Annotated in this window: 14 protein-coding genes; 8 read left to right on the forward strand and 6 right to left on the reverse strand. The window is 62.3% G+C overall.

All coding sequences use genetic code 11. The features are described 5' to 3' along the window. Window positions 1-46: 46 nt before the first annotated feature. Complete coding sequence (gene rapA, locus CKW13_RS08270) at window positions 47-2893, reverse strand: RNA polymerase-associated protein RapA (RefSeq protein WP_095108096.1); 2847 nt, start codon at window positions 2891-2893, stop codon at window positions 47-49. A gap of 230 nt (window positions 2894-3123) precedes the next feature. On the opposite strand from rapA, the gene CKW13_RS08275 reads away from it, so the two are divergent. The 3 genes from CKW13_RS08275 (at window position 3124) to ccoM (ending at window position 3955) form a co-directional block, all read left to right on the forward strand. Then, entirely contained in the window at window positions 3124-3465 is a 342-nt protein-coding gene (locus CKW13_RS08275; protein ID WP_095108097.1) for an aspartate-semialdehyde dehydrogenase, read from the forward strand. A 67-nt stretch (window positions 3466-3532) separates the two neighbouring features. Then, window positions 3533-3694 (forward strand): hypothetical protein, encoded by a 162-nt coding sequence (locus CKW13_RS24410; RefSeq protein WP_095108098.1) that lies wholly within the window; start codon window positions 3533-3535, stop codon window positions 3692-3694. 144 nt (window positions 3695-3838) lie between these two features. Then, complete coding sequence (gene ccoM, locus CKW13_RS24870; protein ID WP_015634423.1) at window positions 3839-3955, forward strand: cytochrome c oxidase subunit CcoM; 117 nt, start codon at window positions 3839-3841, stop codon at window positions 3953-3955. Between the two features lie 147 nt (window positions 3956-4102). On the opposite strand, the gene CKW13_RS08285 is transcribed toward ccoM, so the two are convergent. After that, window positions 4103-5578: an inorganic phosphate transporter gene (locus tag CKW13_RS08285; RefSeq protein ID WP_095108099.1), complete on the reverse strand. Its 1476-nt coding sequence runs from the start codon at window positions 5576-5578 to the stop codon at window positions 4103-4105. A 374-nt stretch (window positions 5579-5952) separates the two neighbouring features. Then, complete coding sequence (locus CKW13_RS08290) at window positions 5953-6153, reverse strand: hypothetical protein (RefSeq protein ID WP_095108100.1); 201 nt, start codon at window positions 6151-6153, stop codon at window positions 5953-5955. Between the two features lie 644 nt (window positions 6154-6797). Here CKW13_RS08290 and pcaR point away from each other — a divergent pair. The 5 genes from pcaR (at window position 6798) to pcaD (ending at window position 11776) form a co-directional block, all read left to right on the forward strand. Beyond that, complete coding sequence (gene pcaR, locus CKW13_RS08295) at window positions 6798-7640, forward strand: pca regulon transcriptional regulator PcaR (RefSeq protein WP_095108101.1); 843 nt, start codon at window positions 6798-6800, stop codon at window positions 7638-7640. 163 nt (window positions 7641-7803) lie between these two features. Further along, on the forward strand, window positions 7804-8661 hold the full coding sequence (locus tag CKW13_RS08300) for a CoA transferase subunit A (protein WP_095108102.1): 858 nt from the start codon (window positions 7804-7806) through the stop codon (window positions 8659-8661). Beyond that, the gene (locus tag CKW13_RS08305; RefSeq protein ID WP_095108103.1) at window positions 8661-9440 is read left to right on the forward strand and encodes a CoA-transferase subunit beta; all 780 of its coding nucleotides are present in this window, start codon (window positions 8661-8663) and stop codon (window positions 9438-9440) included. Before CKW13_RS08300 ends, CKW13_RS08305 begins: the two co-directional genes overlap by 1 nt. Beyond that, complete coding sequence (gene pcaF, locus CKW13_RS08310) at window positions 9437-10642, forward strand: 3-oxoadipyl-CoA thiolase (protein ID WP_176465075.1); 1206 nt, start codon at window positions 9437-9439, stop codon at window positions 10640-10642. Before CKW13_RS08305 ends, pcaF begins: the two co-directional genes overlap by 4 nt. A 342-nt stretch (window positions 10643-10984) precedes the next feature. Then, window positions 10985-11776, forward strand: coding sequence for a 3-oxoadipate enol-lactonase (gene pcaD / locus CKW13_RS08320; protein WP_095108106.1), 792 nt, complete (start codon window positions 10985-10987; stop codon window positions 11774-11776). A gap of 55 nt (window positions 11777-11831) precedes the next feature. Here the strand turns inward: pcaD and CKW13_RS08325 are convergent, their stop codons facing one another. The 3 genes from CKW13_RS08325 to CKW13_RS08335 all read right to left on the reverse strand — a co-directional run bounded on the left by CKW13_RS08325 (window position 11832) and on the right by CKW13_RS08335 (window position 13724). After that, window positions 11832-12620 (reverse strand): OmpA family protein, encoded by a 789-nt coding sequence (locus tag CKW13_RS08325; protein WP_095108107.1) that lies wholly within the window; start codon window positions 12618-12620, stop codon window positions 11832-11834. Window positions 12621-12679: 59 nt separating this feature from the next. Beyond that, window positions 12680-13093: a DUF4398 domain-containing protein gene (locus tag CKW13_RS08330; RefSeq protein WP_095108108.1), complete on the reverse strand. Its 414-nt coding sequence runs from the start codon at window positions 13091-13093 to the stop codon at window positions 12680-12682. A 286-nt stretch (window positions 13094-13379) separates the two neighbouring features. Further along, window positions 13380-13724, reverse strand: coding sequence for a pilin assembly protein (locus tag CKW13_RS08335; RefSeq protein ID WP_095108109.1), 345 nt, complete (start codon window positions 13722-13724; stop codon window positions 13380-13382). Window positions 13725-13869 lie beyond the last annotated feature (145 nt).

Raw genomic sequence — 13869 nt, forward strand, 5'->3', positions numbered from 1 at the left:
CGCATCACTGCGGGCCTTTTGTTTTTGCGCGGTACAGCGGTAGGGGTCAGCCTGCCACCAGCACCCGGATCGCTTCCAGGCGCAGGGCAGCCTTGTCGAGCATGGCCAGGCCTTGCTCGCGCAATTGGCGCAGGGCCACCAGCTCGCTGTCGCGCACGCTTGGGTTGACGGCTTGCAGCGCGGTCAGGCGTGCCAGTTCTTCGTCGGTATCGGCCGCCAGGCGACGTTGCGCCTCGGCGACGCGCTCGGCGTGGCGAGGGGTGATTTTCGCTTCGCCGGCGTTGATCCGTGGCGTCAACTGGTCGCGTTGGGCCTGGATGAACTTGTTGGCGCTGGCCCGTGGAACGCTTTCGAGTTGATCGTTCAGGGTCTCGAACGACACGCGCCCCGACAGGTCGTTGCCGTTGGTGTCCAGCAGGCAGCGCAGGGCCGCCGGTGGCAGGTAGCGGCCCAGCTGCAGGGCGCGCGGGGCGACCACTTCGCTGACGTAGAGCAGTTCCAGCAACACGGTGCCTGGCTTGAGCGCCTTGTTCTTGATGAGCGCGACGGCGGTGTTGCCCATCGAGCCGGACAGCACCAGGTCCATGCCGCCCTGCACCATGGGGTGTTCCCAGGTGATGAACTGCATGTCCTCGCGCGACAGCGCCTGGTTGCGGTCGTAGGTGATGGTCACGCCTTCGTCGTCGCCCAGGGGGAAGCTGGCGTCGAGCATTTTTTCGCTGGGCTTGAGGATCAGGGCGTTTTCCGAATGGTCTTCGCTGTCGATGCCGAAGGCGTCGAACAGGGTTTCCATGTAGATCGGCAGGGCGAACTGGTCGTCCTGCTCGAAAATCGCTTCCACCAGCGCCTCGCCTTCACCGGCGCCGCCGGAGTTGAGTTCCAGCAAGCGGTCGCGGCCGGTGTGCAGTTCGCTTTCCAGGGCTTCGCGGGCACTGCGGGCCTCGTCGATCAGCGCTTGCCACTGGCCATCATCGGCGTTTTCCAGCAGCGGCAGCAGGCGCGGGCCGAACTGATGCTGCAAGGCGTTGCCGGTAGGGCAGGTGTTGAGAAACGCGTTGAGGGCCTCGTGATACCACTGGAACAGGCGCTCTTGCGGGCTGGTTTCCAGGTACGGCACGTGCAGTTCGATGACGTGCTTCTGGCCGATCCGGTCGAGGCGGCCGATGCGTTGCTCCAGCAGGTCCGGGTGGGAAGGCAGGTCGAACAGCACCAAATGGTGGGCGAATTGGAAGTTGCGGCCTTCGCTGCCGATTTCCGAGCAGATCAGTACCTGGGCGCCGAATTCTTCATCCGCGAAGTACGCGGCGGCGCGGTCGCGCTCCAGGATGTTCATGCCTTCGTGGAACACCGTGGCCGGAATCCCGGAACGCACACGCAGGGCGTCCTCCAGGTCCATGGCGGTTTCGGCGTGGGCGCAGATCACCAGGACTTTGGTGCGCTTGAGCATTTTCAGGGTGTCGATCAACCACTCCACGCGCGGGTCGAAGCGCCACCAGCGTTCTTCTTCGCTGGCGTCCGGCTGGGCCTGGAAGCTGACTTCCGGGTACAGCTCGGCGTGTTCGCCCAGGGGCAGTTCCAGGTATTCGTCAGGGCAGGGCAGCGGGTACGGGTGCAGTTTGCGCTGGGGGAAACCCTGCACGGCGGCGCGGGTGTTACGGAACAGCACGCGGCCGGTGCCATGGCGGTCGAGCAGCTCGCGCACCAGGCGGGCGCTGGCTTCGGTGTCACCGTCATTGACGGCGGTGAGCAGCGCTTCGCCCTCGTTGCCGAGGAAGTCGTGGATGGTTTTGTGGGCGGCCGGGGAGAGGCGCCCCTGGTCCAGCAGCTCCTGCACGGCTTCGGCCACCGGGCGATAGTTCTCGCTTTCGGCGCGGAAGGCGTGGAGGTCGTGGAAGCGGTTGGGGTCCAGCAGGCGCAGGCGCGCGAAGTGGCTGTCCTGGCCCAGTTGCTCGGGGGTAGCGGTGAGCAGCAGGATGCCGGGGATGACTTCGGCCAGTTGCTCGACCAGTGCGTACTGCGGGCTGACCTGGTCTTCGTGCCACACCAGGTGGTGAGCTTCGTCGACCACCATCAGGTCCCAGCCGGCGGCGAACAGCGCGTCCTGGGCCTTCTCGTCGTCCACCAGCCATTCCAGGGCCACCAGGGCTAACTGAGTGTCCTCGAACGGGTTGCCGGCATCGCTTTCGATAAAGCGTTCTTCGTCGAACAGCGCCACTTGCAGGTTGAAGCGGCGGCGCATTTCCACCAGCCATTGGTGCTGCAGGTTCTCCGGCACCAGGATCAGCACGCGGCTGGCGCGGCCCGAGAGCAACTGGCGATGGATGACCAGGCCGGCCTCGATGGTTTTGCCAAGGCCCACTTCGTCGGCCAGCAGTACCCGTGGGGCGATTCGGTCGGCCACTTCACGGGCGATGTGCAATTGGTGCGCGATGGGTTGGGCGCGCACGCCCCCCAGGCCCCAGAGCGGCGACTGCAACTGGCGGCTGGTGTGTTCCAGGGTGTGGTAGCGCAGGGAGAACCACGCCAGCGGGTCGATCTGGCCGGCGAACAGACGGTCGCTGGCCAGGCGGAACTGGATGAAGTTCGACAGTTGGGTTTCCGGCAGGGTGACCACTTCGTTTTGCGCGTTGAGGCCGTGGTAGACCAGCAGCCCGTCGACATCATCGACTTCGCGCACGGTCATTTTCCAGCCTTCGAAATGAGTGACCGTATCGCCCGGGGAAAACCTCACACGGGTGAGGGGCGCATTCCGTAGCGCATACTGGCGAGTGTCGCCAGTGGCCGGGTAGAGCACGGTCAGCAAACGACCGTCCTGTGCCAGAACGGTGCCTAGACCTAGCTCGGCTTCGCTGTCACTGATCCAGCGTTGCCCCGGTTGATACTGCTGCGCCATGCTGCCTGACTCCCGCCATGAAAAAGCCGACTATTCTAGCGGAACGAGGCCTTGAGGCCAAAGGATTAGCGGCGTTTGGGCGTAGATAAGTCTCGTCGGGCCGTCGGCCCTTGCGGGTTGTTTGCAGCACATAAGGCACTTATCAGTGCCTATCCGGTCACAAGTTTGCGACCGGCGGCTCAAGTCGCCGACCGTGCAGCCGACAGCCTGCCCACAGGAGAACAACAATCATGCTGCCACCGATCTTGCCGTTGAGCGTCGTCCCCATCACCTCGCAACAGGACCCCGTGCGCGTCAAACCGGATATTCCGCCGGTTGTACCGGTGCAACCCGGCTCCAATGAAAGCACCATCGACCTGCAAAAACGCGATGCCGAACAGGCCGCCTTGCTCCTGCGTGAAGAACAGCAGCGCCGCCAGCAGCGCCAACAGCGCGAGCGCGAGGCCCAGCAAGACCCCGAGGAGCATTTGGCGATCCCGGGCGATGAACTCAACAGCGACAACACCGTGCCGGTGGCGCCCTTGATGGAAGAGCAACCGCGCCAAGGCCTGTGGGTGGACGTCGAGGTTTGATTTGCGCGCGCGGGCTCCTTACTCTGGCGCTTGCAACGCCCCTGAATCCGACTGCCAGGCGAGCCTCATGAGCCAAGACGACAACCTGATCGACCTCAATAGCGAACGCACCAAGCGTATCCATGACCTCAAGGAAAAACGCCTGAACGAAGTGCGCAACGCGTTCGAGCAGGCCATGCCGTTGGGCAAGGCGAAGAAAAAACCGAAGAACAAACCGAAAAAACGCTGAAACCCCCCGTATTTGTTGATGCACGTCAGTTATTCCCCCTCCTTTGCGCGCTCTTGCGGGCGCCATTGATCCCGGTCAATTTTCTCCTCCCGCCGATTGGTTAACTTAGCTCCATCGCAACAAGGCGAGCGCAGGAGGCCAGTCATGTTTTTCGATAATGTGGTGATAGCCGGAGTGCTGACAGTCGGCCTCATGGTTCTGTTTTTTGCAGGGTTTGGATTCTTCATCTGGAAAGACGCAAATAAGCGCAAAAAGCCATAGGTCTTTTCAGTTACACGAGCACGCAAGGCATTTTGGGCAACTTCGGTTGCCCTTTTTTTTGCCCGCAAGAAAGTGCTGGTGGCGCCGACGACTATAAAAAAAGGTGCAACCCTTGCGGGTGCACCTTTTTTTGTCCTGCGCCTGGAATCAGCTGGCGAGGACTTTCGACGCTGCCCAGAACAAGCCGGCCGACAGGCCGACGGTGGCGGGCAGGGTCAGCACCCAGGCCAGCAGGATGGTTTTCACCGTGCCGCCTTGCAGGCCGCTTTTGTTGGCAACCATGGTGCCCGCCACGCCAGAAGACAGCACGTGGGTGGTCGATACCGGCAGGCTAAAGATGTTGGCCATGGCGATCATGCATGCCGTGGTGATCTGCGCCGACATGCCCTGGGCGTAGGTCATGCCCTGCTTGCCGATCTTCTCGCCGATGGTCAGCACCACGCGTTTCCAGCCGACCATGGTGCCTAGGCCCAGGGCCAGGGCGACGGCCAGGATGACCCAGAACGGCGCGTATTCGGTGGTGGCGGTCAAGTCCTTGCGCAGTTTGTCCAGGTCGGACTTCTCACGCGCGGCCAGGCCAGGCAGCTTGCCCACTTTCTTCGCGGTGTCGTCCAGGCAGAGCAGATTGCGACGCACTTCGATGCGGCTCTCGGAAGACAGCGAATGGTAGTCAGAAACCCCCTTGAGGGTGCCGAGCAGGGCGGCGATGGTCGGTTCGGTCTGCTGCGGGTTGCAGCGGAACTTCTCCGGCAGGTCATCCTTGATGTTCTTGCCCAGGGCCAGGAACTCACCCAGCGAATCGCTGTTGCGCTGGTAGAACTGGCTCAGGTGCAAGGTGGCGTCGCGGGTCCGCTCGATCTGGTAAGTGGTGCTGTTCAGGTCGAGGACGAACTGCGCCGGCACGATGCCTATCAGCACCAGCATAATCAGGCCGATGCCTTTCTGGCCGTCGTTGGAACCGTGCACGAAGCTCACGGCCATGGCCGAAATCACCAATACCAGGCGATTCCAGAACGGCGGGTGTTTCTTGTCGTCGAGTTTGCGGCGCTGGTCCGGGGTTTTGTGCATCTTGGACAGTGGACGCCACCATTTCAGGCCGATCAGCACCAGGGCCGCGACCAGGAAACCGGCCATGGGCGAGAACACCAGGGACGCGCCGATATCGATGGCTTTCTGCCAATTGACGCCATCGGCCAGGGGAATGTCGTTGATTAACGCATTCGCCAGGCCCACACCGAGGATCGAACCGATCAGCGTGTGGGAACTGGAGGCCGGGATACCGAAGTACCAGGTGCCCAGGTTCCAGGTGATCGCCGCGGCGAGCAACGAGAACACCATGGCGAGCCCGTGTCCGGTGTTCACATTGATGAGCAGCTCCACCGGCAACAGGTGGACGATGGCATAGGCCACGCCCACGCCGCCGAGCAGCACGCCCAGAAAATTGAACACACCGGAAAAGAACACGGCCAGGTGGGGTGGCATGGCTTTGGTGTAGATAACAGTGGCAACCGCGTTAGCGGTGTCATGAAAGCCGTTGATGAACTCGAAGGCGAGGACAAAGGCCAGGGCGAGCAAGAGGCTCACAAGCACCCAAGCATCTAGTCCGCTGAATAAATCGATCATGAAGGTTTTCTGACCCGGTCGTAAGGGGGCGCGATTATGCCAGAAAACCCTGGTAATCGATGCACTAGCTGCTCATCGGTAACATTCTTCAACGAAATATTTTGTAGGACGATTTTGCCGCTCGGGTTTTCTCAGGGTGAAGCAAGGGTTTGATTTTATTGAGAATGCCATGAGCAGGCAGCGTCTTCGCGGTTGTGCCAAAGGGTTGAAAGCACTGTACGAAATTTCAGCAAGAAGGCTGCCCGTGACTTTCTACCTCACCCGCGGGGCTAATGAGGTGCCGCTCGCGTATGCCGTGCGGGGTGACGGTTGACCGCCCGGCCGCAGGTTTTGCCGGCGACGTGGGACGGGGTCAGGAATAGCAGCAGTTGCCGCTAGGGCTCGTCCGCCTTGAGTTCCTTTTCCATTTTTTCCAGTTCTTGGGTAAAAGCCTGATCGAGAATGCTGGCGCGTTTACGCCAAGGTTTGCGTTCCGGTTCAGGTTGGGCGGCGTAGGTGGTGACTTCCCCGCCGTAAACTTCCTTGTAACGTTGTTCCTGGCGCTCAAGTTCTGCGCGCAGTTCTTCTTTCGTCACAGTATTACCTTTATCAAGTTGAGATTAATTCTGGCGATACGCCGGCAACTCTGCCATCGGTCAAGTCGGGCGCGGCGCATTAGCGCTCCACCGCAGTACCCTCGGTTGGCCAGGCAGCATCCATGTTGCGCGGGGCACGGCACTCGATCAAAACCACTGCCGTGAGACAGTGTATTTACCAGCAACTGCAAATACCGGGGGAACTGAATAAGTGCCGACGGTGACAGCAGGTAGCGCCGGTGGAACGGTAGCTACCTGCGGGAGTTGGATCCGGAAACCTGAATAAATCCCGGCGCCAGTGGCTGGCATTATAGCGGCCGGGTTGAATAACACTATCACCAGAAGTTAAAAGTCTTCAACTTGTGCGTTGCGTCGATGTGCGCAAGTTCCAGCTTGAACATCTAATCACGCGTCAACTCTAAGGCCTTGGCGGTTGCGCGAAGATTAAAACTGCCTCGATTGCGCACGGTAGTACCCGGTAGGCTTGACCTTTAAATAACGCTGGGTAAATAGTCTGAGCCTGGCCCTGGATGAATTGCGATTATCGGTCGTTGGTTCGATAATCGCCCGGTTCTACCCCACCTGCCGTAGCTTTTCCTTCTATATATAAGAAGCGCCAGTGCCGCCATGGCCGAGGACCAGCAATGAACGATCAATTGCGCAATGCCTTCACTTGCGTGGCGCCACCCATCGTCGCCTCGCCGGCCAAGCGTATCCAGGCGCTGACCGGCGACCCGGACTTCATGACCTCCCTGGCCCGTGGCCTGGCCGTGGTTCAGGCCTTTCAGGAGCGCAAGCGTCACCTGACCATCGCCCAGATCAGCCACCGTACGGAAATTCCCCGCGCCGCCGTGCGCCGCTGCCTGCACACCCTGATTAAACTCGGCTACGCCACCACCGACGGCCGTACCTATTCGCTGTTGCCCAAAGTGCTGACCCTGGGCCACGCCTATCTGTCGTCCACGCCCCTGGCCGTGTCGGCCCAGCCGTACCTGGACCGCATGAGCGAGCAAATGCACGAGGCCTGCAACATGGCCACCCTGGAAGGCGAGGACATTCTCTACATCGCCCGTTCCGCCACCACCCAGCGCCTGATTTCCGTCGATCTGTCGGTGGGCGGGCGCCTGCCGGCCTACTGCACCTCCATGGGGCGGATTCTGTTGGCAGCCCTGGACGATGTGTCGCTGCGCGACTACCTCGACCACGCCGACCTGCAAGCCAAGACCCGCCGCACTCTGCACACCCCCCAGGCCTTGCTCGAATGCCTGCAGCAGGTGCGCCAGCAGGGCTGGTGCATCGTTGACCAGGAACTGGAGCAAGGCCTGCGTTCCATCGCCGTGCCGGTGTATGACGCCTCCGGCCAGGTGTTGGCGGCGCTGAACATCAGCACCCACGCCGGGCGGGTCAGCCGCGATGACCTGCAACAACGCTTCCTCCCAGGCTTGCTGGAAGCGAGCCGCGACCTCAGCGCCCAACTGTTCGCCTGAGGTCGGCAGCAGACTTTGATAGCTAGACAACAATGCGTTCGATAATCGAACACTTAGTCGATTATCGGATTGTTTGGCATTTTTCCCCGGCTTAACCTTCAGGCATCGCGGCGCACCCCACGCGCCTTTGTGTCCATGTCGGTCAACCCCGGGAGCCCACTCCATGGCTGAAATCCTTTCGCTGCACGACGCGGTGAAGCAATTCGTCAATGACGGTGACACCGTCGCACTCGAAGGCTTCACTCACCTGATTCCTACGGCTGCGGGTCATGAAATCATTCGTCAGGGCAGGAAAGACCTGACGTTGGTACGCATGACGCCGGACCTGATCTACGACCAGTTGATCGGCGCCGGGTGCGCGCGCAAGTTGATTTTCTCCTGGGGTGGCAACCCCGGCGTCGGTTCCCTCCATCGCCTGCGCGATGCCGTGGAAAAACACTGGCCTCACGCCCTGGAAATCGAAGAACACAGCCACGCCGACCTGGCCAACGCCTACGTGGCTGGTGCCTCTGGCCTACCGTTCGCGGTACTGCGGGCCTACGCCGGTTCCGACTTGCCCAAGGTCAACCCGCTGATTAAGACCGTGACCTGCCCCTTCACTGGCGAAGTGTTGGCGGCAGTGCCGTCGGTGCGCCCCGACATCACCGTGATCCACGCCCAGAAAGCCGACCGCAAGGGCAACGTGCTGCTCTGGGGCATTCTCGGTGTGCAGAAGGAAGCGGCCCTGGCGGCCAAGCGCTGCATCGTTACCGTGGAAGAAATAGTTGATGATTTGAATGCGCCGATGAACGCCTGCGTATTGCCGACCTGGGCGTTGAGCGCGGTGTGCCACGTGCCGGGCGGCGCCCACCCGTCCTACGCCCACGGTTATACCCAACGCGATAACCGTTTCTACCAAGCGTGGGACCCTATCGCCCGCGACCGTGAGACTTTTACCGCGTGGATCAACGAATACATCCACGGCAGCGCTGACTTCAGCGAATTCCAGGCCAAACTGGCCGCCGCTTCGGAGGCTCACTAATGGCTTACTCCACCAATGAAATGATGACCGTCGCCGCTGCCCGTCGCCTGAAAAACGGCTCGGTGTGCTTCGTCGGCATCGGCTTGCCCTCCAAGGCTGCCAACCTCGCACGCCTGACCTCCTCGCCCGACGTGGTGCTGATCTACGAATCCGGCCCGATTGGCGCCAAACCCACGGTGCTGCCGTTGTCCATTGGTGACGGCGAACTGGCGGAAACCGCTGACACCGTCGTGCCGACCGGTGAGATTTTTCGCTATTGGTTGCAGGGCGGGCGCATTGACGTCGGTTTCCTCGGCGCCGCCCAGGTTGACCGCTTCGGCAACATCAACACCACGGTGGTGGGCGATTACCACCAGCCCAAGGTGCGCTTGCCGGGTGCCGGTGGTGCGCCGGAGATCGCCGGTTCGGCGAAGAGCGTACTGATTATCCTCAAGCAGTCCTCGCGCTCCTTTGTCGAGAAGCTCGACTTCATCACCTCGGTCGGCCACGGCGAAGGTGGCGATTCGCGCCAGCGCCTGGGCTTGCCGGGTGCCGGGCCGGTGGGGATCATCACTGACCTGTGCATCATGGAACCGGAGGCCGGCACCCACGAATTCGTCGTCACCGCGCTGCACCCGGGCGTGACCCGCGAGCAAGTGGTGGCCGCCACCGGTTGGCCGGTGCGGTTTGCCGAGCAGGTGGAACACACCGCCGCGCCCACCGAGGTGGAACTGACCGCCCTGCGCGACCTTGAAGCACGCACCGCCGTGGCCCATGGCCAGGCACCGGGAGAAGCCTGATGCGCGACGTTTTTATCTGCGATGCGATCCGCACCCCCATCGGCCGCTTCGGTGGCGGCCTGGCCGGCGTGCGCGCCGACGACCTGGCCGCCGTGCCGATCAAGGCGCTGCTTGAGCGCAACCCGTCGGTGGACTGGAGCGCGGTGGACGAGGTGTTCCTCGGTTGCGCCAACCAGGCCGGTGAGGACAACCGCAACGTGGCGCGCATGGCCCTGTTGCTGGCCGGCTTGCCTGAAACCATCCCGGGCGTGACCCTCAACCGCCTCTGTGCTTCGGGTATGGACGCCATCGGCACGGCGTTCCGCGCCATCGCCAGTGGCGAGATGGAGTTGGCGATTGCCGGCGGGGTGGAGTCCATGTCCCGCGCGCCGTTCGTCATGGGCAAGGCTGACGCCGCGTTCTCGCGCAACATGAAACTCGAAGACACCACCATCGGCTGGCGTTTCATCAACCCGTTGATGAAAGCCCAGTATGGTGTCGATGCGATGCCGCAAACCGCCGATAACGTGGCCGATGACTACGCGATCTCCCGCGCCGACCAGGATGCCTTTGCCCTGCGCAGCCAGCAACGCACCGCGGCGGCCCAGGCCCGGGGCTTTTTTGCCGAAGAAATCGTCGCCGTGCGTGTTGCCCATAAAAAGGGCGAAACGCTGGTCGAGCAGGACGAGCACCCGCGCGGTGACGCGACCCTGGACACCCTGGCCAAGCTCAAACCGGTCAACGGCCCGGACAAAACCGTCACCGCCGGCAACGCTTCGGGGGTCAATGACGGCGCGGCGGCGCTGATCCTGGCCTCGGCCGAAGCGGTGAAAAAGCACGGCTTGACCGCGCGCGCGCGGGTACTGGGCATGGCCAGCGCCGGTGTGGCGCCGCGGGTCATGGGCATCGGCCCGGTGCCAGCGGTGCGCAAACTGACCGAGCGCCTGGGCCTGGCGGTGAGTGATTTTGATGTGATCGAACTCAACGAAGCCTTCGCCAGCCAGGGCTTGGCAGTGTTGCGTGAGCTGGGCCTGGCCGACGACGCGCCTCAGGTCAACCCCAACGGCGGCGCCATCGCCCTCGGCCACCCACTGGGCATGAGCGGTGCGCGGTTGGTACTGACGGCACTGCACCAACTGGAACACAGCGGCGGCAAAAAAGCCCTGGCCACCATGTGCGTGGGCGTGGGGCAGGGGTTGGCGTTGGCGATCGAGCGGGTCTGAGCCAGGCCCCGTAGCGGCAATGGTGAAGCGTGTTGTGGGCGCAGGCTGGGTCCGGGCGGCGATCCGCCGATCGCGGTATGCCAGCCTCGATCAATGCTGCGATCAACCTTTTCACTCTGACCACACGCCCGAACGGTTGGGCGAGCAGCCACTCTGGGGGCTTAAATCCTTGGGGATGGAGAACAGCGTTTACTGGGACGTCACGGCGATGATGGCGGTGGCGTTCCTGTTCAGCTTGCGCTTGCCCAAGCAAGCGGCGTATTTGCACCACGATCTTTGATTGACCACCACTCGCCGGTTCGGCGGGCGGTTCTTTTTGACTGTGCCTGGAAGGAGGCTGCTGTGGCTTTTGTTCAACTCGCCGAGGGCGAACTGCACTACCAACTCGATGGCCCGCAAGGTGCGCCCGTGCTGGTGTTGTCCAACTCCCTGGGCACCGACCTGCATATGTGGGACGCCCAGGTCCCGGCGTTCGCCGAGCATTTTCGCGTGCTGCGCCTCGACACCCGCGGCCATGGCCGGTCGCTGGTGACGCCGGGGCCCTACAGCATCGCGCAGTTGGGCGGCGATGTTCTGGCCTTGCTCGATGCCCTGGAGATCCGCCAGGCGCATTTCTGCGGCTTGTCCATGGGCGGCCTGATCGGCCAGTGGCTGGGCATCAATGCGGGTGAGCGGCTGGGCAAACTGGTGGTGTGCAACACGGCGGCGAAGATTGGCGAGCCGTCGGTGTGGAACCCGCGCATCGAAACGGTACTGCGTGACGGCGCGGCGGCGATGGTGGCCCTGCGTGATGCGTCGATTGCCCGCTGGTTTACCGCCGATTTCGCCCAGGCCCACCCCGAACAGGCCGGCAAGATCACCGACATGCTCGCCGCCACCTCGCCGCAAGGCTACGCGGCCAACTGCGCGGCGGTGCGCGATGCCGATTTGCGTGAGCAACTGGGCGCCATCAAGGTGCCGACCCTGGTTATCAGCGGCAGCGAAGACGCCGTCACGCCACCTTCAGGCGGCCACTTTATCCAGGCACGTGTGGCGGGCGCCGAATACGCCGAGTTCTACGCTGCGCACCTGTCCAACGTGCAGGCCGGTGCTGCGTTCAGTGAGCGGGTGCTGCAATTTCTGCTGGCGCCTTGATCGCCAGGCGTAAAAAAACCGGGCCTTGGGCCCGGTTCTTACGCGTGAAACCTAATCAGTTGACGCTGACGGTCGAACGCGGTGCTACAGGTTGGTTGTCGTTGGAGATGGTGACTTCCACGCGACGGTTCATGGCGCGGCCCGAAACGCTGCTGTTTTCAGCAACCGGGTATTCCTTGCCATAACCCTGGGCCACGATGCGGGCCGGGTCGACACCCATTTTTACCAGGGCCATGCGCACCGAGTTGGCGCGACGCTCAGACAGCGACTGGTTGTACGCCGCGCTGCCGGTGCTGTCGGTGTAGCCTTCGACAATCACCTTGCGGTCCGGGTTTTCGGCCAGGAATTGCGCCAGTTTGTTGATGTTGACCAGGCCGCTGGATTTGAGCTCAGCCTTGTTGGTGGCAAACAGCACGTCGCCGAAGGTCACCAGGGTGCCGCGCTCGGTTTGCTTGGCGTTGAGGCTGTTCTGCAACTGCTTGATCTGCGCGTCACGGGCATCCAGGCGAGCCTGGGCGCGCTGGGCGGCGGAGTTCTTCAGGTTGGCTTCAGCGGTGCGCAGGTTGATGGTTTCCTTGGCAACCTCTACCCGTTGATTGGTCAGGTAGGCCAGTTGATCGACCTTGGCTTCATCTTCGCGGTCCTGGAAGGCTTTGTCGGCCTTGTCCAGCCATTCGCTGGCGTCCTTGGTTTCCAGGGCGGCGACTTTGCTCGCAGCCGGGTTGGCCTGCAGGGCGGAGTAGTTGGTGCGCGCCTGTTCCAGGTTGGCGTTGGGCTGCGTGGAGCACGCGGCCAAGCCAACGCTAAGGGCCAGAAGAGCTGGGATCATCAATTGTTTACGCATAATGGTTCGTCCTTTCTATCGATATAAGGGTGCAGGTTTCGCGTGGTGGATGCGGCGGCTTATTGCACGCTGCGCATGCCTTCCTGACGTAATTCCTGAACACCTTTCTGGGCATCCTGAACAGCGCGCTCAGCCTTGGCGGCCTGGGCTTTGCGCTCGGCGACGCGGGCGTCCCACTCGGCTTGTTCGGCCAGGCGCTTGGCTTCGTCGTACTTTTTGTCGTGCATGGCCAGTTCGGCCTGCTTGAGTTTGTCCTGGGCAGCTTTCATTTCCACGGCCGCGAACTCGGTGCCGCCAGCGGTGACTGCGCTGTTGACCGCAGACTGGGTGACGGCGTACTGCTCGCTCGGCGGGTTGCCAGCGCAACCGGCCAGAATGAAGGTGCTACCGATTGCCAGCGCGGCCAATTTGAGCCCGCGCAGATGGTTAAACGTGGTTTTGGCAGTGCTGGTCTTCATCGTCTTCAACTCCATTGGGTAACTCCTTAAAAACATCAAAAAATGCGTCCTGGACTGGGGCCGTCGCGGCAAATGGGCGAAGGGCTGCGGGCGTGAATTAAAACGACCGTTCCAGTCTTGGCGTACTGGCTGTGACCCGAGGCGTTTTTGAATAGTTCAGAGAAGATGGCCAATTGCCCGAAAATAAATTGATTGGGCACGCGAGGCTCTAGAACGGGAACTTTTGCCGCGCCCAGGGGTACTCCCAGCCCGGGAGGGGCGTGGGAGTAGCCAGAGGGGGTAGCCGAGGAGGCGAGGGCGGTCAGTGCTTGGGTTTGTCGGGGGCCGAAGCCAGCTCATGCAAATGACGACGGGACAGGGCGAGAAAACGCGGTGTGGGGCCGACATCTTCGTACAGCGGGTTGTCCTCCTCGTCGGTGGCCACCACCTGGGCGCCGCGCACGTAAGGGAAGCTCGCTTCGAGTTCTTCCAGGGCGGCGCCGATCAACTCGCCGAGCAGTTCTTCGGGGTGGCGCTTGGGGTACATCTCGGCAATGGCCGCCAGGCGTGCGGCGGCCTCGACGTCCAGGCGAATGGTGTAACCGGTGTCGGTCAGGCGGCCCTTGGCGTTTTCTTCCCAGTGCTGGGCCAGGTCTCGGATTTTCATGGCAACCTCAGTGATTGCCTGCTCGTGGCAGGCCGTAGTGAGTGGCAAGCCGCGATACGGCTCACAGTTGAGACTAGCCCTTGCCCACAAGGTTTAAAGAGTTTGTTGTAGCAAGCGGGCAAGCCCGCTTGCTACAAGGCTTGTA

It is taken from the genome of Pseudomonas sp. Irchel 3E20 (genome assembly GCF_900187645.1).
Taxonomy (GTDB): domain Bacteria; phylum Pseudomonadota; class Gammaproteobacteria; order Pseudomonadales; family Pseudomonadaceae; genus Aquipseudomonas.